This is a genomic window from Hydrogenophaga sp. Root209 (genome assembly GCF_001428625.1).
GTDB lineage: Bacteria > Pseudomonadota > Gammaproteobacteria > Burkholderiales > Burkholderiaceae_C > Hydrogenophaga.
This window is the reverse complement of sequence record NZ_LMIE01000005.1, coordinates 1-20,282: the sequence shown is the minus strand read 5'-3', so window position 1 is coordinate 20,282 and position 20,282 is coordinate 1. Positions and strand designations below refer to the sequence as shown.

Annotated in this window: 15 protein-coding genes, 2 tRNA genes and 1 pseudogene; all 18 read right to left on the bottom strand. The window is 63.7% G+C overall.

Features of this window, described 5'->3' with window-relative positions:
- Window positions 1-15: 15 nt before the first annotated feature.
- Window positions 16-411, bottom strand: a complete 396-nt coding sequence (locus ASE11_RS05330) for a hypothetical protein (RefSeq protein ID WP_056267467.1) — start codon at window positions 409-411, stop codon at window positions 16-18.
- A 105-nt stretch (window positions 412-516) separates the two neighbouring features.
- Window positions 517-592 (bottom strand) — tRNA-Phe (locus ASE11_RS05325).
- A gap of 58 nt (window positions 593-650) precedes the next feature.
- The gene (locus tag ASE11_RS05320; RefSeq protein WP_056267463.1) at window positions 651-1,343 is read right to left on the bottom strand and encodes a response regulator; all 693 of its coding nucleotides are present in this window, start codon (window positions 1,341-1,343) and stop codon (window positions 651-653) included.
- Window positions 1,344-1,373: 30 nt separating this feature from the next.
- Window positions 1,374-3,626, bottom strand: coding sequence for a sensor histidine kinase (locus ASE11_RS05315; protein WP_056267459.1), 2,253 nt, complete (start codon window positions 3,624-3,626; stop codon window positions 1,374-1,376).
- Between the two features lie 36 nt (window positions 3,627-3,662).
- Window positions 3,663-4,454, bottom strand: a complete 792-nt coding sequence (locus ASE11_RS05310; protein ID WP_082585544.1) for a DUF4390 domain-containing protein — start codon at window positions 4,452-4,454, stop codon at window positions 3,663-3,665.
- A complete protein-coding gene (gene rsmB, locus ASE11_RS05305) occupies window positions 4,411-5,793 on the bottom strand; it encodes a 16S rRNA (cytosine(967)-C(5))-methyltransferase RsmB (protein ID WP_056267451.1) in 1,383 nt (460 codons plus the stop codon). The genes ASE11_RS05310 and rsmB overlap by 44 nt, the downstream gene beginning before the upstream one ends.
- 67 nt (window positions 5,794-5,860) lie before the next feature.
- The gene (locus ASE11_RS05300; RefSeq protein WP_056267448.1) at window positions 5,861-6,919 is read right to left on the bottom strand and encodes a M48 family metalloprotease; all 1,059 of its coding nucleotides are present in this window, start codon (window positions 6,917-6,919) and stop codon (window positions 5,861-5,863) included.
- A 26-nt stretch (window positions 6,920-6,945) separates the two neighbouring features.
- Window positions 6,946-7,539 (bottom strand): LemA family protein, encoded by a 594-nt coding sequence (locus ASE11_RS05295; protein WP_056267445.1) that lies wholly within the window; start codon window positions 7,537-7,539, stop codon window positions 6,946-6,948.
- 229 nt (window positions 7,540-7,768) lie between these two features.
- Window positions 7,769-11,992 (bottom strand): DNA-directed RNA polymerase subunit beta', encoded by a 4,224-nt coding sequence (gene rpoC, locus ASE11_RS05290; protein ID WP_056267442.1) that lies wholly within the window; start codon window positions 11,990-11,992, stop codon window positions 7,769-7,771.
- A 23-nt stretch (window positions 11,993-12,015) separates the two neighbouring features.
- Complete coding sequence (rpoB, locus tag ASE11_RS05285; RefSeq protein WP_056267438.1) at window positions 12,016-16,140, bottom strand: DNA-directed RNA polymerase subunit beta; 4,125 nt, start codon at window positions 16,138-16,140, stop codon at window positions 12,016-12,018.
- A gap of 307 nt (window positions 16,141-16,447) precedes the next feature.
- Window positions 16,448-16,822, bottom strand: coding sequence for a 50S ribosomal protein L7/L12 (gene rplL, locus ASE11_RS05280; protein ID WP_056267435.1), 375 nt, complete (start codon window positions 16,820-16,822; stop codon window positions 16,448-16,450).
- A 42-nt stretch (window positions 16,823-16,864) separates the two neighbouring features.
- The gene (rplJ, locus tag ASE11_RS05275) at window positions 16,865-17,389 is read right to left on the bottom strand and encodes a 50S ribosomal protein L10 (protein WP_056267432.1); all 525 of its coding nucleotides are present in this window, start codon (window positions 17,387-17,389) and stop codon (window positions 16,865-16,867) included.
- A 270-nt stretch (window positions 17,390-17,659) separates the two neighbouring features.
- Complete coding sequence (rplA, locus tag ASE11_RS05270) at window positions 17,660-18,355, bottom strand: 50S ribosomal protein L1 (RefSeq protein ID WP_056267428.1); 696 nt, start codon at window positions 18,353-18,355, stop codon at window positions 17,660-17,662.
- The gene (gene rplK / locus ASE11_RS05265; protein ID WP_056267423.1) at window positions 18,356-18,787 is read right to left on the bottom strand and encodes a 50S ribosomal protein L11; all 432 of its coding nucleotides are present in this window, start codon (window positions 18,785-18,787) and stop codon (window positions 18,356-18,358) included. It abuts the gene before it with no gap.
- 115 nt (window positions 18,788-18,902) lie between these two features.
- Entirely contained in the window at window positions 18,903-19,478 is a 576-nt protein-coding gene (gene nusG, locus ASE11_RS05260; RefSeq protein WP_056267420.1) for a transcription termination/antitermination protein NusG, read from the bottom strand.
- A complete protein-coding gene (secE, locus tag ASE11_RS05255; protein ID WP_056267416.1) occupies window positions 19,478-19,861 on the bottom strand; it encodes a preprotein translocase subunit SecE in 384 nt (127 codons plus the stop codon). Before secE ends, nusG begins: the two co-directional genes overlap by 1 nt.
- A 145-nt stretch (window positions 19,862-20,006) precedes the next feature.
- Window positions 20,007-20,082 (bottom strand) — tRNA-Trp (locus ASE11_RS05250).
- A gap of 23 nt (window positions 20,083-20,105) precedes the next feature.
- A pseudogene (gene tuf, locus ASE11_RS25220) lies at window positions 20,106-20,282 on the bottom strand (elongation factor Tu); the annotation flags it as partial.

Genomic DNA, 20,282 nt, shown 5'->3' with positions numbered 1-20,282 from the left:
GCGCGGCTCAGTCGCTCAAGTGGATTCGGCCAGGGGTGATTCCCGGATGGCCAAACGGGGGGCCATCAGTGCCGCCAACAGTGCTGGCACGTCGTTGTCGAAACTCATCAGGTTGTCCGCAGGCTGCGCGGCCGCTGCGGCTTGCAGGATCTCGCGCACGCTGTTGTGCTGCGTGCCGTTCACCGGCTGGCCGAACGCGGTGCCCAACGCATAGACGCAGGCATCCAGCAAGCGCTGCGATCCGAGCACATGCCACGCATAGTCGATTTCATACCGTTCCACGGCATCCTTCAGGCTCTCACCATCGAGCCGCGCCTCCTCCGCCACATGACGCAGTGTTCGGGTGCTGAGCCCCTGGGTGAAGCGGGCCAGCAAGTCATCAAGCCCGGTGATCGGGTTGGCATGGGTCATGGGGAGTCCAATCGTCAGGAGGGGCGCAGGCCTTGGATCAATGCCGTGCTGGCCGATCCGGAAACGAAAAAGCCCATCGCGGTGGATGGGCTTTTGCGAGAAGTTTGGTGGCCTGGGACGGAATCGAACCATCGACACGCGGATTTTCAATCCGCTGCTCTACCAACTGAGCTACCGGGCCTTCGAGAGAAGCGAGATTGTATCAGCTTCCGAGACCTCGATTTCGAGCCTTGCAGCACTCAAAGCGCGTTGCGTTTGCTGCGCGCCAGATCGACGCCGAGCTGTTTGAGTTTGCGGTAGAGGTGGGTGCGCTCCAGACCGGTCTTCTCGGCCACGCGGGTCATGGACCCAGACTCTTTGGCCAGGTGGTATTCGAAGTAGGCCTTCTCGAACTCGTCGCGGGTTTCGCGCAGCGGACCTTCCAGGTTGAAGGACTGCGATGACTGCGGTCCCATGTCCATCACCGGCTCGGGCAAGGTGCTGCCGGTCATGGCGGCTTCAACCGTGAGGTCCATCGACAGGCCCGAGACCAGACGAGTGGGCGCAGCGATGGGGCTGGCCTTGGGTGGCGCCTTGTTCAGGCCCTGGTCCACCGCCTTGAGCAGCTTGGCCATGGTGATGGGCTTTTCAAGAAAGGCGGTGGCGCCAATGCGCGTGGCTTCGACCGCAGTGTCGATGGTGGCGTGACCACTCATCATGATCACCGGCATCGACAACAAGCCCGTGCTGGCCCATTCTTTCAGCAGCGTCACACCATCGGTGTCGGGCATCCAGATGTCGAGCAACACGAGGTCGGGGCGCAACTGGGCGCGCACGGCGCGGGCCTGGGCCGCGTTCTCGGCCAGTTCGACTGTGTGACCTTCGTCGTTCAGGATTTCGGAAAGCAAGTCCCGGATGCCCAGTTCATCGTCTACAACCAGAATTGTTGCCATGGCGTGGTGTGTTTCCCTCGGTACTTGTTGTCAATTGGCAACTGCGAATGATAACGACACTTGCGCGCCGATCACCTTGCCTTCGGTCACGCGGTTGCTGAGGTCCACGCGCCCGCCGTGTTCATCCATGATTTTTTTCACCACGGCCAGGCCCAGCCCGGTGCCTTTGACCTTGGTGGTCACGTAGGGCTCGAACGCGCGCTTGAGAATGTGCTCGGCAAAACCGGGGCCTTGGTCCAGCACCGACAAGCGCACCCACTGGCCGGAATCGGAGCGGCGCGTGCGCAGCACCACCTGCGCATCGGGCACACCGGCCATGGCGTCCTGGGCGTTCTGCACGAGGTTGTGCAGGATCTGGCGCACCTGCTGGGGGTCGGCCTGGGCCATGGGCAGATCGTCGGCGGCCTCCAGGTGCACGGGCACGGCGGCGTTGTCGTAGAGCGAGAGGATGTCGCGCGCGAGGGCGTTGAGGTCAACCGGCTGCAACTGCGCGGCGGGCAGTCGCGCATAGTCGCGAAATTCGTTGACCAACCGCTTCATCGCGTCGACCTGATCGACGATGGTGCGCACCGACTTGTTGAGGATGGCCTGCTCGGCGGGCTGCACCTTGCCGTCGAGCTTCATGGCCAGGCGCTCGGCAGACAGCTGAATGGGCGTGAGCGGGTTCTTGATCTCGTGCGCCAGGCGCCGAGCCACTTCACCCCAGGCCTTGGCGCGCTGGGCCGAGACCATTTCGGAGACGTCGTCGAACACGAGCAGGCGCTCGCTGTTGGGAAGAAGCGCGCCGCGCGCAATCAAGGTGATGCCTTCGTCGAACGGGGTGGTGCCGTTGGCGCTGAGTTCGAACGACTGCTGCCAGTACCCACCTTCGTGCGGCGTCTGATCGGACAGGAACCGCTCGAACTGCTGCAGCACACCGGTGGAAAACGCCTCCAGCCCGGGCACTTCGGCCAACGGCTCGCCCATGTGAAGGGCCAGTGGCGTGCGCAGGATGCGTGCGGCGCCGGGGTTGACGCTTTGCAGGCGGCCTTGGCTGTCAAGCACCACGACACCCGCCGTGAGGTTGTCCAGGATGGTCTGCAGGTTGTCGCGCGCGGCGTCCACTTGTTCCATGCTTTGCTGCACGGCGGCACGCGCGTCCGCCAGGTCCTGCGTCATGAGAGCGAAGGTGCGCGTGAGGCCGGCGAGCTCGTCGCGCGACGGGAGTGATTTCTTGGGCGAGAGATCGCCCATGGCCACCTCGCGCATGCCTTCGGCCAGCACCAGCAGCGGACGGATCAACTGGTTGCCCAGCAGCACCGCCAGCAGCACCGCGCCGAACACCGCCAGAAACAGTGCCAGTGTGAGCGTGCCGATGTACATGCGCCGCAACCCCTCGCGGGCCAGCGCGCGTTCCTGGTACTCGCGGTTGGCCACCTGCACGGCCAGCGCGTCGGCCACCAACGCGGCCGGCAGGGGTGCCACCACCTGCAGGAAGCGTGGCTCGGCATCGAAGCCGAAACTGGGCGGACTCACCAGCGCCAGCACTTTGATGCGCGCCTGCCCAGCCGCCAGCATGGCCTCCATTTCGCCATCGGCGCCCTCGTCGAGCCCCTCGATCTGCGCCACCACACGCGAGTTGCGCACGCTGCGCAACTGGGCAGCGCTGGGCCGCTCGGGGCTGAGATCGAAACGCGAGAGACCAGAACTGCCGAGCGCCTGGCCCGAGGCGCTCCAGAGCACGAGATCGGTCACGCCGAGTTGCTCGCGCAAACGCTCCAGCGCGAGCACGGCCGATGAATTGGGTGTGCGCCCCAGGCCTTCGGCGGCCACGCGGGTCTTGCTGCTGAGGTCGGCGGTGAGCGTGTCCAGCGTGGTGCGGCCGAGGTTGAGGCCTGCGGCCAGCGCAGACTCCACGCGCACGTCGAACCAGCTCTCGATGGAGCGCGAGACGAACTGGTACGACACGGTGTAGATCAACAAGCCGGGCAGCACGCCGACCAGACCAATGATGGCCGCCAGCTTGATCAGCAGGCGGCTGCCGAACTTGCCGCGCCTGAAACGCATGGCCAGCCGTACGCCCAGCCACACGATGACCAGCAGCAGGAAGCCCGCCACCGCCACATTGATGGCCACCAACCAGCCGAAGTTCTGTTCGTAGAGGGCGCGGTTGCGCGTGGCCAGGGTGAGCAGAAACAGCAGCACCATGCCCACGCCGGTCATGAAAACCAGACCCGCACCGATAGCCCAGCGCACAGCGCCTGGCCGCTTGCGATTCGTGGAGGTCGTGGGGTCTGGGTTCACGGTGAGGTGGGGTGGGCGCGCTGGCGCACAGGGACTTCAGCGGACCGGGGAGGTGGTTTCCGCATCGACCCGGGCACTGGCCGGGACTTCCATACTGTCGACCTCCGGGGCCGCGGGCGCTGGCGGTCGGTCGGGCTCGGCCCGATGGGAGACCTCGATCCGGTCGCGAACCTCGATGTTCCACTCCCGCTGGGTGCCCACACCGATCTGGAACGGTCGCGGCAACAGGGACAGGTCGAGGCGAAAGGCAAAGTCGACGTAGTGGCGCTCGTCATCGGGCAGGCGCGCGGCCTCGACGATCTTCCACCGGGTAACGCGAGCCACCCCGGCCAAGGCGTCGGCCAGGGAGTCGTAGTTCTGGTGCAAGGCGTATTGCAGTCCGGCCCCACCGGCGCTGGCGCCCGCGTCGTTCGCCAGGCTCACACGCCAGCGCCGGGTGAGGGGCTGGTAGGCCAGACGCAAGATGCGGGTGACGCTGGCGATGCGCCGATCGGCCCAATACCAGCGCTCACGGTAGACATCGGCCTGCCAGACGAAATACAGCGGAACCGACTTGAGCAGCGCCTCCTCCACGACCTGGTCGGGAGACAGCTCCATGCGTCCCGAGAGGTACAGCGCCTCGGGCGTGCGCTGCAGGTTGAGCTGGAACACCTGCGGTTTCTGGGCCTGCGCCGGAACCAGGAGGCCCAGGGTGAGCACCCACAGACCCATGAGCCTGGTCACCCACACAGCCACGCGCCAACGGATCACGCCACCCACCCACCGCGTCTGGCGCGGCGACAGTTCAAGGTTGGGCCTTGTCGATGCAGGTGTAAAAAAATCCGTCATATCCACCCAACGGATTGTCGTTGAACTGTCCCTGCGGGGCAGCCGAACCGGGCAGCAAATGACCTGGAGAGGGCCGATGCACAGCGTTGGTGTGGCGCTCAAGGAACGCTTGTACCTGTTCAGCCCCTTCGGCGCGGAACACGGAGCAGGTGGCGTAGACCAGGCGCCCTCCCGGTTTGAGCATCGGCCAGAGCGCTTCCAGCAAACCGCGTTGGACCCTGACCAGCTGGTCGACGTCACTGGCGCGGCGCAACCAGCGCACATCCGGGTGGCGGCGCACGATGCCGGAGGCGGTGCACGGAGCGTCGAGCAGGATGGCGTCGAACGGCTCCCCATCCCACCAGGTGGCGGGCTTGGCCGCATCGGCGCAGCGCACCTCGGCGCTCAACCCCAAGCGCTTCAAGGTGTCGTCGACACGTTCGCAGCGGCGGGCGTCCACGTCCAGGGCCAGCAAGCTCACGTCGGCACGCTCCAGCAGGTGGGCGGTCTTGCCGCCGGGCGCGGCGCAGGCGTCGAGCACGCGGTGCGCGGAGCTCCAGTCCCGGCCGTCCAGCAGCAGCGTTGCTGCCAGCTGGGCCGCGGCGTCCTGCACCGAGCAGTGGCCTTGCGCAAAGCCGGGCAGACGTTCCACCGGCTGCGGCGCGTCGAGCACCAGCCCGTCGTCGCCCACCGGGGTGGAGGCCACGCCGATCGCCTGCAAATCCCGTTGGTAGGCAGTGCGCTCAACCCGGCGGCGGTTGACGCGCAGCGTCATGGGACCGGGCTGGTTGTTGGCCTCCAGGATGGCCTGCCAATGTTCGGGGTGATCGCGCTGCAGGCGCTCGATCCACCACAGCGGGTGGTTCCAGCGCGCCACCGGCTGGCGCATGGCCGCAGCCATGAGCGCCGGGCGTTCGCGCAGGAAGCGGCGCAGACAGGCATTGATGAACGCCGCCTGACGCGCGGTGCCGCGGTCCTGCCGAGCCGCGTCCACCGCCTGGTTGACCACCGTGTGGGCCTCGTAGTGCAGGCCACTCGACGAACCCGTTTCGATGTCTTCAAGCATCAGGCTCAGGGCGCTGCACAGCAGGGCCTGCACCGCAGCGTCGGGTTTGCGTTGCACCAGTTGCTCCACCAGTGCGCGGGCCGTTCCCAGATGGCGCAGCACATGGAAAGTGAGTGCCTGCACGCCCGGTCGAAGCTCGGGCGCCACCTGTGGCAGCACGTCACTGAGCGACTGCCCCTGCTCCACCGCCCGCACGCAGCGCGCGGTATGACGCAGCTGGGTGGCGAGGCTGGGCCCGAAGGGCGCGCCGGATGGACGCGAGGCGGTTGGGGAAGAAGCGGCCGAGGCGGTCAATCAGGTTCCGGGCAAAAGGTGGGTGGGAGCGGTGAGGGTACCAGCACCGCTCGCCGGCGCGGCCACCTCAGACCAAGGTCCAGCCCGGGGCGTCGGCGCCGGGGGCTGCGGTTGGCGGAACGGCCTCGGGCTCTGTCTCGCGTTGCAGCGGCAGCGGGCCCAGGCTACGGCCGTAGATGCGGCGGATCCGCTCGTTGAGGGGCGGATGGGAATCAAACCAGCCCGCGACCTTGCCCGACTCGTTGGCCACCAGCAGCATGTGCTGCACCACCGAACCCACGGCGCGCGTCTCCACACCCGCTTGCTGCTGGGTCAGGATCTTGCGCAGCACGCCGCCGAGGCCATCGCGGCTGCGCGTCCACTGCACCGCGCGTGCATCGGCCAGGTGCTCGCGCTGACGGGAGACAGCGGCCTGCAAGGCATGCCCGGCCACCCAGCCCAGCCAGCCTGCGGCCATGATGGCCAGCCCGATGAGCGAGGCGGCCATGCGCCGGTCCTGGGTGTCCGGCTCGAACAGGGTCTGGCCCATGCGGTAGAGCATCTCCAGACCGAACACCATGCCGACCAGCCGCATGTTCAGCCGCGTGTCACCCTCGCCGATGTGACTGAACTCGTGCGCCACCAGTCCTTGCAGTTCCTCGCGCGTGAGGTGGTCGAGCGCACCCTGGGTGACCGCCACCACCGCGTCGTCTTCGTCCCACCCGGCGGCGAACGCATTGATGCCCTGGTCGCGAGCCACCACCATGGCTTGTGGCCTTTTCACATTGGAAGAAATGGCCATCTCATCGACGATGTTGCAGAACCGCTGCTCGTCAAAGTTGCCCGACGGCTGTGCGGGTCGCGCGCCCAGTTGCTCGGCCAGGCGCACGCCACCCCCCTCGCTCAGGCGCGAGGTCTCCACCCACCAGCCGCCCAGCACAAAGAGCAGAGTGACGCCGGTGTTGACCGCGAAGAAATGGCGCGGGTAGGTGAGCGCGCCCGGCATCCAGAAACCCCAGGTCAGGCCCCAGGCCAGTGCCAGGGCCACGTTGACCGCCACCACCAGCAGCACCACGGTCAGGCCAAAGGCAAACAACAGGCGCGTGGTCTCGCCCCGTGCTTCGCGCTGGAATTCGAAGAACCGCATGGCCGGGCCGCGCTTTGAATCGAGGGTCAGATCTCGATTCGCAAGGCTTGGCGCTCGGCGTCACTGGTGGTGGACTCCAGCATGGCTTGCGGCAGAAAGCCAAACAGGCGCGCCACGATCAGGGCGGGGAACTGTGCGGCCGCGTCGTTGAATTCGAGCACGTTGTCGTTGTAGGCCTGGCGTGCAAAACCGATGCGGTTCTCGGTGCTGGAGAGCTCTTCACTCAAGTCGCGCATGGTCTGATCGGCCTTGAGATCGGGGTAAGCCTCGGCCACGGCGAACAGTCGGCCCAGCGCGCCACCGAGCAACTGCTCTGCGCCCGCGAGTGCGCCCAGCGCTCCCGCGTTGAGTGGGCTGGCGGCCGCAGTCTGTTCGGCGGTGCGGGCCTGGTTGCGAGCGGCGATCACGGCCTCCAGCGTCTGGGACTCGTGTGCAAGGTACTTGCGCGCCACTTCCACCAGATTGGGAATCAGATCGTAGCGGCGCTTGAGCTGCACGTCGATCTGACCGAATGCGTTGGCGATGCCGTTCTTCAGCCGCACCAGGCGGTTGTAGGCCCCGACACCCCAGAAGAACACCACCAACCCCACGGCCAGCATGACCCACAGCGAAACGGACATGTTCGGAACTCCTTGTATGTGACCCCGCCCCCCGGCAGGCGGGGCCAATATACCTGCGGCACACCGCGCGCGCGCGAGACATCACCATGAAAAAAGCCCCCGGTCGGATGACCGGGGGCTTTTTGTAAGCCAGCGGGGGAGCTGACCAGAAACACCGCGGAACCGGCCCCGCCGGGCCGCAGGTGTTGCCCCCTTCAGGGGGTGGCGCGCAGCGCCGCGGGGGTGAACCTCATTCCGCCGACTCGTTGGTGCTTGACGCGTCGGCTTGCTCGGCCTGATCGGCCGCCAGCGACACGGCATCGGCTTCGGCGATGGCACGGCGCTCTTCGTCGTCCATCTTTTCCTTGACCTTGCGCGCTTCGTGGTAAGCCATGCCGGTACCGGCCGGGATCAGACGACCCACGATCACGTTTTCCTTCAGGCCACGCAGCTCGTCGCGCTTGCCCATGATGGCCGCCTCGGTCAGCACCCGGGTGGTTTCCTGGAAGGAAGCCGCCGAGATGAACGAGTCGGTCGACAGCGACGCCTTGGTGATGCCCAGCAGGATGTTGCTGAACACCGCCGGCAGCTTGCCATCGGCACGCAGCGCGTCGTTGGTGTTGAGGATCTCCGAACGCTCGACCTGTTCACCGGCGATGTAGTTCGAATCACCCACGCTGTCCACGACCACGCGGCGCAGCATCTGGCGAACGATCACCTCGATGTGCTTGTCGTTGATCTTCACGCCCTGCAGGCGGTAGACGTCCTGCACTTCGTCGACGATGTAGCGGGCCAGCTCTTCCATGCCCAGCAGGCGCAGGATGTCCTGCGGGTCGGCCGGGCCGTCCACGACGCTCTCGCCCTTGTTGACCACCTGGCCTTCGTGCACCAGGATGTTCTTCTCCTTGGGGATGAGGTCGTCCCACACCTTGCCTTCGGGGTCGGTGATCTGCAGGCGAACCTTGCCCTTGGTCTCCTTGCCGAACGACACGGTACCGGTCATCTCGGCCAGCATGCCCTTGTCCTTCGGGCTTCGGGCTTCGAACAGCTCGGCCACACGCGGCAGACCGCCGGTGATGTCGCGCGTCTTCTGACCTTCAACCGGGATGCGGGCCAGCACTTCGCCAGGGCCCACGTCCATGCCGTCGCGCACCTGGATCAGCGAACCGATCTGGAAGCCGATGGTCACCGAGTGGTCGGTGCCCGGGATCTTCACTTCGTTGCCCGAACCGTCGATCAGCTTGACCTGTGGACGCACTACCTTGGCCACGCCGCGGCGCTTCGGATCGATCACCACCAGGGTCGACAGACCAGTGACATCGTCCACCTGCTTGGCCACGGTGAGGCCTTCCTCGACGTTCTCGAAACGCACCTGACCGGCGAATTCCGTGATGATCGGGCGGGTCAGCGGGTCCCAGTTCGCCAGGATGGCGCCGGCCTTGATGCTCTGATCGGCCTTGATCGACAGGATGGCACCGTACGGCACCTTGTGGCGCTCGCGCTCGCGGCCATGTTCGTCGTGAATGATGATTTCGCCGGAACGCGAGATCACCACCAGTTCGCCCTTGGTGTTCGTCACGTAGCGCATCGTGGCGTTGAAGCCGATCACACCGCTGGACTTGGCTTCCACGCTGGAGGCCACCGCCGCACGCGACGCCGCACCACCGATGTGGAAGGTGCGCATGGTCAGCTGCGTGCCGGGTTCACCGATGGACTGGGCGGCGATCACACCAACCGCTTCACCGATGTTCACCAGACCACCACGTCCCAGATCGCGGCCATAGCACTTGGCGCAGATGCCGAAGCGGGTTTCGCAGGTCAGTGCGGTGCGCACTTTCACTTCGTCCACCGCGGCGGCTTCGAGCATGTCGAGCATGTCTTCGTCGAGCATCTCGCCGGCCGGCACCAGCAGGGCGCGCGTTTCCGGGTGGGTCACTTCTTCGGCCGTGGTGCGGCCCAGGATGCGGTCGCGCAGCGACTCGATGACTTCACCACCTTCAACGATGGCGCGCATCAACGTGCCGTTGGTGGTGCCGCAGTCTTGTGTGTTGACCACCAAGTCCTGCGTCACGTCCACCAGGCGGCGCGTGAGGTATCCCGAGTTCGCGGTCTTAAGCGCGGTGTCGGCCAGGCCTTTACGAGCACCGTGGGTCGAGATGAAATACTGCAACACGTTGAGGCCTTCACGGAAGTTCGCCGTGATGGGGGTCTCGATGATGGAGCCGTCAGGCTTGGCCATCAGGCCGCGCATGCCGGCCAGCTGGCGGATCTGCGCGGCAGAGCCACGCGCACCCGAATCGGCCATCATGTAGATGGAGTTGAACGACTCCTGGTCCACTTCCTTGCCGTGGCGGTCGGTGGTCTTCTGCTTGGCCAGCTGGGCCATCATGACCTTGGAGATCTCGTCACCGGCCTTGCCCCAGATGTCCACCACCTTGTTGTAGCGCTCGCCCGCGGTCACCAGACCGGAAGCGTACTGCTGGGCGATTTCCTTCACCTCGTTCTCGGCGCGGTCGATGATGGCCGGCTTCTCCTTGGGCACCAGCATGTCGTCCACGGCGATCGAGATACCGGCGCGCGTGGCCAGACGAAAGCCGTTCTGCAACAGCTTGTCGGCAAACACCACAGTTTCCTTCAGACCGCACTTGCGGAACGAGGTGTTGATCAGGCGCGAGATTTCCTTCTTCTTCAGCGCCTTGTTCAGCACGTCGAAAGGCAGGCCACGCGGCAGGATCTCGGAGAGCAGAGCACGGCCCACGGTGGTGTCCACCAGCGTGGTCGATGGCGTCCACTCGCCCGTGGCCTTGTCCAGCGTCTGCTGGGTCAGGCGCACGCTGATCTTGGCGGTGATTTCCACCACCGCGTTGTCGAGTGCGCGCTGCAGCTCGGACAGATCGGCAAAGATCATGCCCTCGCCCTTGGCGTTGATGCGCTCGCGGGTGGCGTAGTACAGACCCAGCACGACGTCTTGCGACGGGACGATGGAAGGCTCGCCGTTGGCCGGGAACAGGATGTTGTTCGACGCCAGCATCAGGGTGCGCGCTTCGATCTGCGCTTCCACCGACAGCGGCACGTGAACAGCCATCTGGTCACCGTCGAAGTCGGCGTTGAACGCGGCGCAGACCAATGGGTGCAGCTGGATCGCCTTGCCTTCGATCAGGATGGGCTCGAACGCCTGGATGCCCAGGCGGTGCAGCGTCGGTGCGCGGTTGAGCATCACCGGGTGCTCCTTGATCACCTCTTCCAGGATGTCCCACACCACCGGCGTGCCGGCTTCAACTTCCTTCTTCGCGGCCTTGATGGTGGTCGCGATGCCCATGGCTTCCAGGCGCGAGAAGATGAAAGGCTTGAACAGTTCCAGGGCCATCAGCTTGGGCAGGCCGCACTGGTGCAGCTTGAGCGTTGGGCCGACCACAATGACCGAACGGCCCGAGTAGTCGACGCGCTTGCCCAGCAAGTTCTGGCGGAAACGACCGCTCTTGCCCTTGATCATGTCGGCGAGGGACTTGAGCGCGCGCTTGTTGGCGCCCGTCATGGCCTTGCCACGGCGGCCGTTGTCCAGCAGCGAGTCCACCGCTTCCTGCAGCATGCGCTTCTCGTTGCGCGCGATGATTTCAGGCGCCTTCAGCTCCAGCAGGCGGCGCAGACGCGAGTTGCGGTTGATGACGCGGCGGTACAGGTCGTTCAGGTCGGAGGTCGCGAAGCGGCCACCGTCCAGCGGCACCAGTGGACGCAGGTCCGGCGGCAGCACGGGCAGCACGTCGAGCACCATCCACTCGGGCTTGATGCCCGATTTCTTGAAGGCTTCCAGCACCTTCAGGCGCTTGGCGTTCTTCTTGATCTTGAGCTCGGAGCCGGTCAGGTCGTTGCGCAGCTTTTCGATCTCGATGTCGAGGTCGATGGCCTGCAGCAGTTCCTTGATGCCTTCGGCGCCCATCTTGGCCACGAATTCGTCGCCAAATTCCTTGCGCTTGGCGTCAAAGTCGTCCTCGCTCATGATGCCGAACTTCTTCAGCGGGGTCATGCCGGGGTCGGTCACCACGTAGGCTTCGAAGTACAGCACGCGTTCGATGTCGCGCAGCGTCATGTCCAGGATCAGGCCCAGACGCGATGGCAGCGATTTCAGGAACCAGATGTGGGCGCAAGGCGCGGCCAGATCGATGTGACCCATGCGCTCGCGGCGCACCTTGGTCTGCGTGACTTCAACGCCGCACTTCTCGCAGATGACACCGCGGTGCTTCAAACGCTTGTACTTGCCGCACAGGCATTCGTAGTCCTTGATGGGGCCGAAGATCTTGGCGCAGAACAGGCCGTCACGCTCGGGCTTGAACGTGCGGTAGTTGATGGTCTCGGGCTTCTTGACTTCACCGAAGGACCACGAGCGGATTTTTTCCGGCGAGGCCAGACCGATGCGGATCGCATCGAAATGTTCGTCGGGTGTGAACTGTTTGAACAGGTCGAGCAAAGATTTCATGTGACTCTTTCCTTTTCGGTGAATTAGGAGCGCTCGAGCTCGATGTCGATACCCAGCGAGCGGATCTCCTTGACCAGCACGTTGAACGACTCGGGCATGCCGGCGTCGATCGTGTGCTCGCCCTTGACGATGCTCTCGTAGACCTTGGTGCGGCCCTGCACGTCGTCGGACTTGACGGTGAGCATTTCCTGCAGGATGTACGAGGCGCCGTAGGCTTCCAGCGCCCACACCTCCATCTCGCCGAAACGCTGACCACCGAACTGCGCCTTGCCGCCCAGCGGCTGCTGGGTAACGAGGGAGTAAGGACCGGTCGAACGGGCGTGCATCTTGTCGTCGACCAGGTGGTGCAGCTTCAGGAAGTGCATGTAACCCACGGTGGTCTGGCGCTCGAAAGCGTCACCCGTGCGGCCGTCGTACAGCTGCGCCTGGGTGCGGGTGGCGGTGAGCCCCTTGATCTCGGCGATGTTGTCCGGATAAGCCAGCTTGAGCATGGTGCGGATCTCGTCTTCCGAAGCACCGTCGAACACCGGGGTCGCAAACGGCACACCGGTGGTGAGGTTCTCGGCCATCTCGACCACTTCAGCATCACTCATGTCGCCGAGCGACTCTTTCTTGCCGGCCTGGTTGTAGATGGTGTCGAGGAAGCCACGCAGCTCGGAGACCTTGGCTTCGGCTTGCAGCATGTCGCCGATGCGCTGACCCAGACCCTTGGCGGCCCAGCCCAGGTGGACTTCGAGCACCTGACCCACGTTCATGCGCGAAGGCACGCCCAGCGGGTTCAGCACGATGTCGGCGGGTGTGCCGTCGGCCATGTAGGGCATGTCTTCCACGGGCACGATCTTGGAGACCACGCCCTTGTTGCCGTGGCGGCCGGCCATCTTGTCACCCGGCTGCAGGCGGCGCTTGACGGCCAGGTAGACCTTGACCATCTTGAGCACGCCCGCAGGCAGCTCGTCGCCCTGCGTGAGCTTCTTGCGCTTTTCTTCGAACGCGAGGTCGAAACTGTGGCGCGTCTGCTCCATCGAGTTCTTGATCGACTCCAGTTGGGCAGCAACGGTTTCGTCGGCCGGGCGGATGTCGAACCAGTGGTACTTCTCGACGTCGTCCAGGTAGGCCTTGTCGATGGTCGTGCCCTTGGAGAGCTTCTTCGGACCGCCGTTGGCCAGCTTGCCGATCAACAGCTTCTCGATCCGGTCGAAGGCGTCGGCCTCCACGATGCGCAACTGGTCGTTCAGGTCCAGGCGGAAACGCTTGAGCTCGTCGTCGATGATCTGCTGGGCGCGTTTGTCGCGCGTGATGCCTTCGCGGGTGAACACCTGCACGTCGATCACGGTGCCCTGTGAGCCCTGATCCACACGCAGCGAGGTGTCCTTCACGTCGGAAGCCTTCTCGCCGAAGATCGCGCGCAGCAGCTTCTCTTCAGGCGTGAGCGTGGTCTCACCCTTGGGCGTGACCTTGCCGACCAGCACGTCGCCGGGCAGCACTTCGGCGCCCACGTAAATGATGCCGGAGTCGTCCAGGCGGTTGAGCTGCTGCTCGGCCAGGTTGGGGATGTCGCGGGTGATTTCTTCCGCGCCCAGCTTGGTGTCGCGCGCCATCACCACCAGTTCCTCGATGTGGATCGAGGTGTAGCGGTCTTCGGACACGACCTTCTCGGAGATCAGGATCGAATCTTCGAAGTTGTAGCCGTTCCAGGGCATGAAGGCGATCAGCATGTTCTGGCCGATCGAGATCTCGCCCAGGTCGGTCGATGCGCCATCGGCGATCACGTCACCCTTGGCCAGCATGTCGCCCTTCTTCACGATGGGACGCTGATGGATGTTGGTGTTCTGGTTTGAACGCTGGTACTTGATGAGGTTGTAGATGTCCACACCCACTTCGCCGGCCACCGCTTCAGCGTCGTTCACGCGAACCACGATGCGGGTCGCGTCCACATAGTCGACCTTGCCACCGCGGGTCGCGGTCACCACGGTGCCCGAGTCGATCGCGGCAACGCGCTCGATACCGGTGCCCACCAACGGCTTTTCAGGACGCAGCACAGGCACGGCCTGGCGCGACATGTTGGCGCCCATCAGCGCGCGGTTCGCATCGTCGTGCTCCAGGAACGGCACGAGCGAAGCGGCTACCGACACGATCTGCGCCGGCGACACGTCCATGTACTGGATGGTGTCGGACGGGGTCAGGATCGACTCGCCTTTTTCTCGCGCGGAGATCAGGTCGCCGGTCAGGCGGCCTTCGCCGTCGAGCGTGGCGTTGGCCTGCGCGATGACGTACTTGCCTTCTTCGATGGCCGACAAGTAGTCGATCTGATTCGTGACCTTGCCTTCGATCACACGGCGGTACGGGGTCTCGATGAAACCGTACTCGTTCAGGCGAGCGTACAGAGCCAGCGAGTTGATCAGGCCGATGTTCGGACCTTCAGGCGTCTCGATAGGGCAGACGCGACCGTAGTGCGTCACGTGCACGTCGCGCACCTCGAAGCCGGCGCGTTCGCGGGTCAGACCGCCCGGGCCCAGGGCCGACACGCGGCGCTTGTGGGTGATCTCGGCCAGCGGGTTGGTCTGGTCCATGAACTGCGACAGCTGCGAGGCACCGAAGAACTCCTTGAGGGCCGCGGAAATCGGCTTGGAGTTGATCAGGTCGTGCGGCATCAGTGGCTCTTGCTCGGCCTGGCCCAGACGCTCTTTCACGGCCTTTTCGATACGCGCCAGACCAGTGCGGTACTGGTTCTCGGCGAGCTCGCCCACGCAACGCACGCGGCGGTTGCCCAGGTGGTCGATGTCATCGACTTCGCCACGGCCATTGCGCAGGTCCACCAGGATCTTGACCACGGCCAGGATGTCTTCGTTGGACAGCACCATGGGGCCGGTGGATTCGTCGCGGCCGACGCGGGCGTTGAACTTCATGCGGCCCACGCGCGACAGGTCGTACGTGTCCGGGTTGTAGAACAGGCGGTGGAACAGGGCCTGCACCGCGTCTTCGGTTGGCGGCTCGCCGGGACGCATCATGCGGTAGATGGCCACGCGCGCGGCAAACTCGTCGGCGGTCTCGTCGATGCGCAGGGTCTGCGAAATGTACGCACCCTGGTCGAGTTCGTTGGTGTAGAGGCACTGCAGGTCCTGCACACCGGCGGTGCGCAGCTTCTTCAGCAGCACTTCGGTCAACTCTTCGTTGGCCTTGGCGATGATCTCGCCGGTGTCCTCGTCCACGATGTTGCGCGCAACCACGCGGCCGATCATGAAGTCTTCAGGCACGCTGATGTGCGTGGTGCCCGACTGCTCGAGTTCGCGGGTGTGGCGCACGGTGATGCGCTTGTCCTTGGCGACCACGACCTTGCCGGCCTTGTCGGTGATGTCGAAACGGGCCACTTCACCGCGCAGGCGCTCGGGCACAAAGGCCATCTGAGCGCCGCTGTCCATCACGCGGAAGTGATCGTTGACGAAGAAGTTGGCCAGGATGGTTTCCGGCGTCAGGCCGATGGCCTTGAGCAGGATGGTGACCGGCATCTTGCGGCGGCGGTCAACCCGGAAGAACAGCACGTCCTTGGGGTCGAATTCGAAGTCGAGCCACGAACCGCGGTAAGGGATGATGCGAGCCGAGAACAACAGCTTGCCCGAGCTGTGCGTCTTGCCCTTGTCATGTTCGAAGAACACACCGGGCGAGCGGTGCAGCTGCGACACGATGACACGCTCGGTGCCGTTGATGATGAAGGAGCCCTTCTCGGTCATCAGGGGCACTTCGCCCATGTAGACCTCTTGCTCTTTCACTTCCTTGATCACCTTGGACTGCGCGGTCGAGGACTCGCGGTCATAGATGATGAGCTGTACGCGAGCGCGCACTGCAGAGGCGAAGGTCAGACCACGGGTCTGGCATTCGCGCACGTCGAAGGCGGGCTTGGCCAGGTTGTACTCAACGAACTTCATCTCCACAAAACCGTTGTGGGAGACGATCGGGAAAGCGGCTTCAAACGCCGCCTGCAGGCCCTCGTTGGTGCGCTTCTTTGGCGCGTTGTCGGCTTGCAGGAACGCGGTGTAGGCGTCCTTTTGCATCTGCAACAGGTAAGGAATCGCGAGAACGTTTTCGCGGGTACCAAAGCTCTTGCGGATGCGTTTGCGTTCGGTGTATGAGTATTTCGATGCTGGGGCCATGAGATCTCCGGGCTTGAGGTCTGCGGCGACTGTCTTGCCTACCAGGAGGACAGATTCCTGGTGGCTTTCTTGGTGGCTGGCCTCTACCAACCATTGGCGGACGGCCTGTGCGTTGCACACAGGCCCGAACCAAGTCGTTTTCTGCAGTCGGGGTCAGAAAACACTGCTAAGCAGACTTGAAAAATCTGCTTAGCGGTGTTTCATCAAGACACTCCGCCAGTGCCGAAGGCGCTGGCGAGGGTGTGCTCTGAAAGCACAGAAGGCTGGAGGCCCTTTCGGGCACTCCAGCCTCGGTGGCCCAAGCGAATTACTTCAGCTCGGCCTTGGCGCCGGCTTCCACCAGCTTCTTCAGGGCTGCGTCGGCGTCGGCCTTGGCAATGCCTTCTTTCACGTTCTTCGGGGCGCCGTCGACCAGGTCCTTGGCTTCTTTCAGGCCCAGACCGGTGATTTCGCGAACGGCCTTGATGACCGAGACCTTGTTGGCGCCGGCTTCGAGAAGCACGACGTTGAATTCGGTCTTCTCTTCAGCCACAGCGGCGGCACCGCCACCACCGGCTGCGGGTGCGGCCATGGCGGCTGCGCTCACGCCAAACTTCTCTTCGATGGCTTTCACCAGGTCGTTGAGTTCCATGACCGTCATGCTGTCCAGCGCGGTCAAAAATGCGTCTTTATCGAATGCCATTTTGATTTCCTAACAATTGGTTGAACGAACGTACCGCGCCGATCAGGCGGCGGCCGCTTCTTCTGCCGGAGCGGCAGCGCCTTCGCCTTTTTTGGCCGCCAGCGCGCCCAGCACAACGGCCGTACGCGACATGGGCGACATCAGCAAGCCACACAGCTGAGCCATCAGCACTTCTTTCGAAGGGATGCTTGCGAGCTGCTTCACGCCATTGACGTCCAGGACTTTGCCTGCATACACACCGGCGCGAATGACCAACTTGTCGTTGGTCTTCGCGAACTCGGCCACCACTTTCGCGGCGGCCACGGCGTCAACAGAAAATCCATAGATCAGCGGACCGGTCATCTGGTCGGCGGCCACTTCAAATGCGCTGCCAGCCACCGCACGGCGGGCCAGGGTGTTTTTCAACACGCTCAGGCTCACACCATTGCTGCGGGCTGTGACGCGCAGTTTGTCCATGTTCGCGACCGTGATGCCACGGTATTCCGCCATCACGAGCGTTTGAGCTTTTGCGGCGAGGCTGGTCACTTCGGAAATGACCGCTTCTTTCTCACTGCGATTCAGACTCAAGGTCTACTCCTTAAATGTGCCCGCGGTCCTGGGACCTGGGGCACGCCTCATTGCAGCGATCAACTGTTTCGGAACGAATTCCATCTGCAGCGGGATCGCCATCTGCGTTGGCTTGTCACAATTAAGTCGAGGGCCACCCCGGAGGGTTTCACCCGACACCAACGGTCTTGGATGGCCCCAGGAGCTGGTCATGACAACCGCCTCCTGGGCCCACCACACCCGGGCGACCTGAGTCCCCCGAATTCTTTCTCTCTGCGCTTCTCTCGTGAGTTAAGCCGAGATGGATTGCATGTCCACGCGAACGCCGACGCCCATGGTCGACGACACAGCCACCTTGCGCAGGTACACACCCTTGCTGGTGGCCGGCTTGGCCTTGGTCAGCGCGTCGAGCAGCGCCACCAGGTTGCCCTGGAGCTTGTCGGCTTCGAACGAACGGCGGCCGATCGTGCCATGCACGATGCCGGCCTTGTCGACACGGAACTGGACCTGACCGGCCTTGGCGTTGCGCACGGCTTGTGCAACGTCGGGCGTGACGGTGCCGACCTTCGGGTTGGGCATCAAACCGCGCGGACCCAGGATCTGACCCAGGGTACCGACGACGCGCATGGCGTCCGGCGAGGCGATCACCACGTCGAAGTTCATGTTGCCGGCCTTGATGTCGGCAGCCAGATCGTCCATGCCGACGATGTCGGCACCAGCGGCCTTGGCTTCTTCGGCCTTGGCGCCTTGGGCGAACACGGCCACGCGCTTGGTCTTGCCGGTGCCGTTGGGCATCACGACGGCGCCACGCACCACCTGGTCGGATTTCTTGGCGTCCACGCCGAGCTGGATGGCCACGTCGATGGATTCGTCAAACTTGGCGTTCGCGCATTCCTTGATGATGGCGATGGCTTCAGTCAGGGCATACAGCTTGTTGCTGTCGACCTTGCCTTCGAAGGCTTTCTGTTTTTTGGTCAGCTTGGCCATTTACACGCCCTCCACAATCACGCCCATCGAGCGGGCCGAACCGGCGATGGTGCGCACGGCAGCGTCCACATCGGCAGCGGTCATGTCTTTCATCTTGGTCTTGGCGATCTCTTCGAGCTGTGCGCGCGTGATCTTGCCGACCTTGTTCTTGTTGGGCACCGAAGAGCCTTTGTCGAGCTTGATCGCCTTCTTGATCAAGGTGGTCGCCGGAGGCGTCTTGATGATGAAGGTGAAGCTCTTGTCCGCATACGCCGTGATGACCACGGGCAACGGAAGACCTGGCTCAACGCCCTGGGTCTGGGCGTTGAACGCCTTGCAGAACTCCATGATGTTCAGGCCGCGCTGACCCAGTGCCGGGCCGATCGGAGGGGATGGGTTGGCCTTGCCAGCTGGGACTTGCAGCTTGACGAAGCCGACGATTTTTTTCGCCATTTTTTAGCTCCTGCGAGTGCAGACGGTTGCCACGGTGGACAACCTCCTCGCGGTTGGGGACCCGGAGAACTTCAACAGCGCTGGCGTCGGGCCGACCCGCCAGCACCTGAAACGATCAGGTCTTCTCGACCTGGCTGAATTCGAGCTCGACGGGCGTCGCGCGACCGAAGATGGTCACCGACACGCGCATCTTGTTCTTCTCGTAGTTGACTTCTTCGACTGTGCCGTTGAAGTCGGTGAACGGGCCTTCCTTGACGCGCACGTACTCGCCGACGACGAACTCCACCTTGTGGCGCGGCTTGTCGGTGCCTTCCTGCATCTGGTTGACAATCTTCTGAACGTCTTCCTCGGAGATCGGTGCCGGGCGGTTTTTGGCACCTCCCACGAAACCGGTCACCTTGTTGGTGTGCTTGACCAAGTGCCAGGTGTCGTCGTCCATCACCATTTCCACCAGCACATAGCCGGGGAAGAACTTGCGCTCGGTGGTGCGGCGCTGGCCGTTCTTCATCTCGACCACCTCCTCGGTGGGCACGAGGATGCGGCCGAACTTGTCTTGCATCCCGGCGCGGTTGATCCGCTCGACGATGTTTCGCTCAGCGGCTTTTTCCATGCCCGAGTAGGCATGGACCACATACCAGCGCATGCCCTCTGCGGCCACACCGTCGGTCACGGGACTGTTTTGCTCGGTCATTATTTTCTCCAGCCCAGGATCAGGTCGTAGAACAGCCATTCGACCGTCTTGTCGGTGAGCCACAAAAAGAGCGACATCACCAGCACGAAGGCGAACACATATGCCGTCATCTGGATCGCTTCCTTGCGGGCAGGCCAGACAACCTTCTTCACTTCGCGCCAGGAGTCACGGCCGAAAGCAACCAATTGCTTGCCCGACTCGGACACGCCAAACACCACCACCGCCGCCGCGATACCAACGATCAGGACCGCCCATTGGGCCAGCGCGCCACGGGAAGACAGCAGATAGAAGGCAACAAACGAGCCCAACAACAGCACGATGGCAGCCGCCAGCTTGGCCTTGTCGGCGCCGGTGTGGACGGTTTGTACTTCGGAGGTGGCCATGAAAATCCAGACAAAACTTTTCAAAAAACGCGCTCAAAACCCGAAAGCTTGAGACACGCAAGCCCACCAGAGGTCTTATCGACTTCGGTGGGCTTGTCAACCACTCAACAGATCCGGATCCAGCTCCCGGAAATATCCTGCTGGGTGGCAGGGGCAGTAGGAATCGAACCTACAACCTTCGGTTTTGGAGACCGACGCTCTGCCAATTGAGCTATACCCCTACTGGCGATGCCCCTGAGGGCGTTTAAGCAATGATCTTGGCAACGACGCCGGCGCCAACGGTACGACCGCCTTCGCGGATGGCGAAGCGCAGGCCTTCTTCCATGGCGATGGGGTTGATCAGCTTCACGGTGATCGACACGTTGTCACCCGGCATGACCATTTCCTTGCCTTCGGGCAGCTCGATCGAGCCGGTCACGTC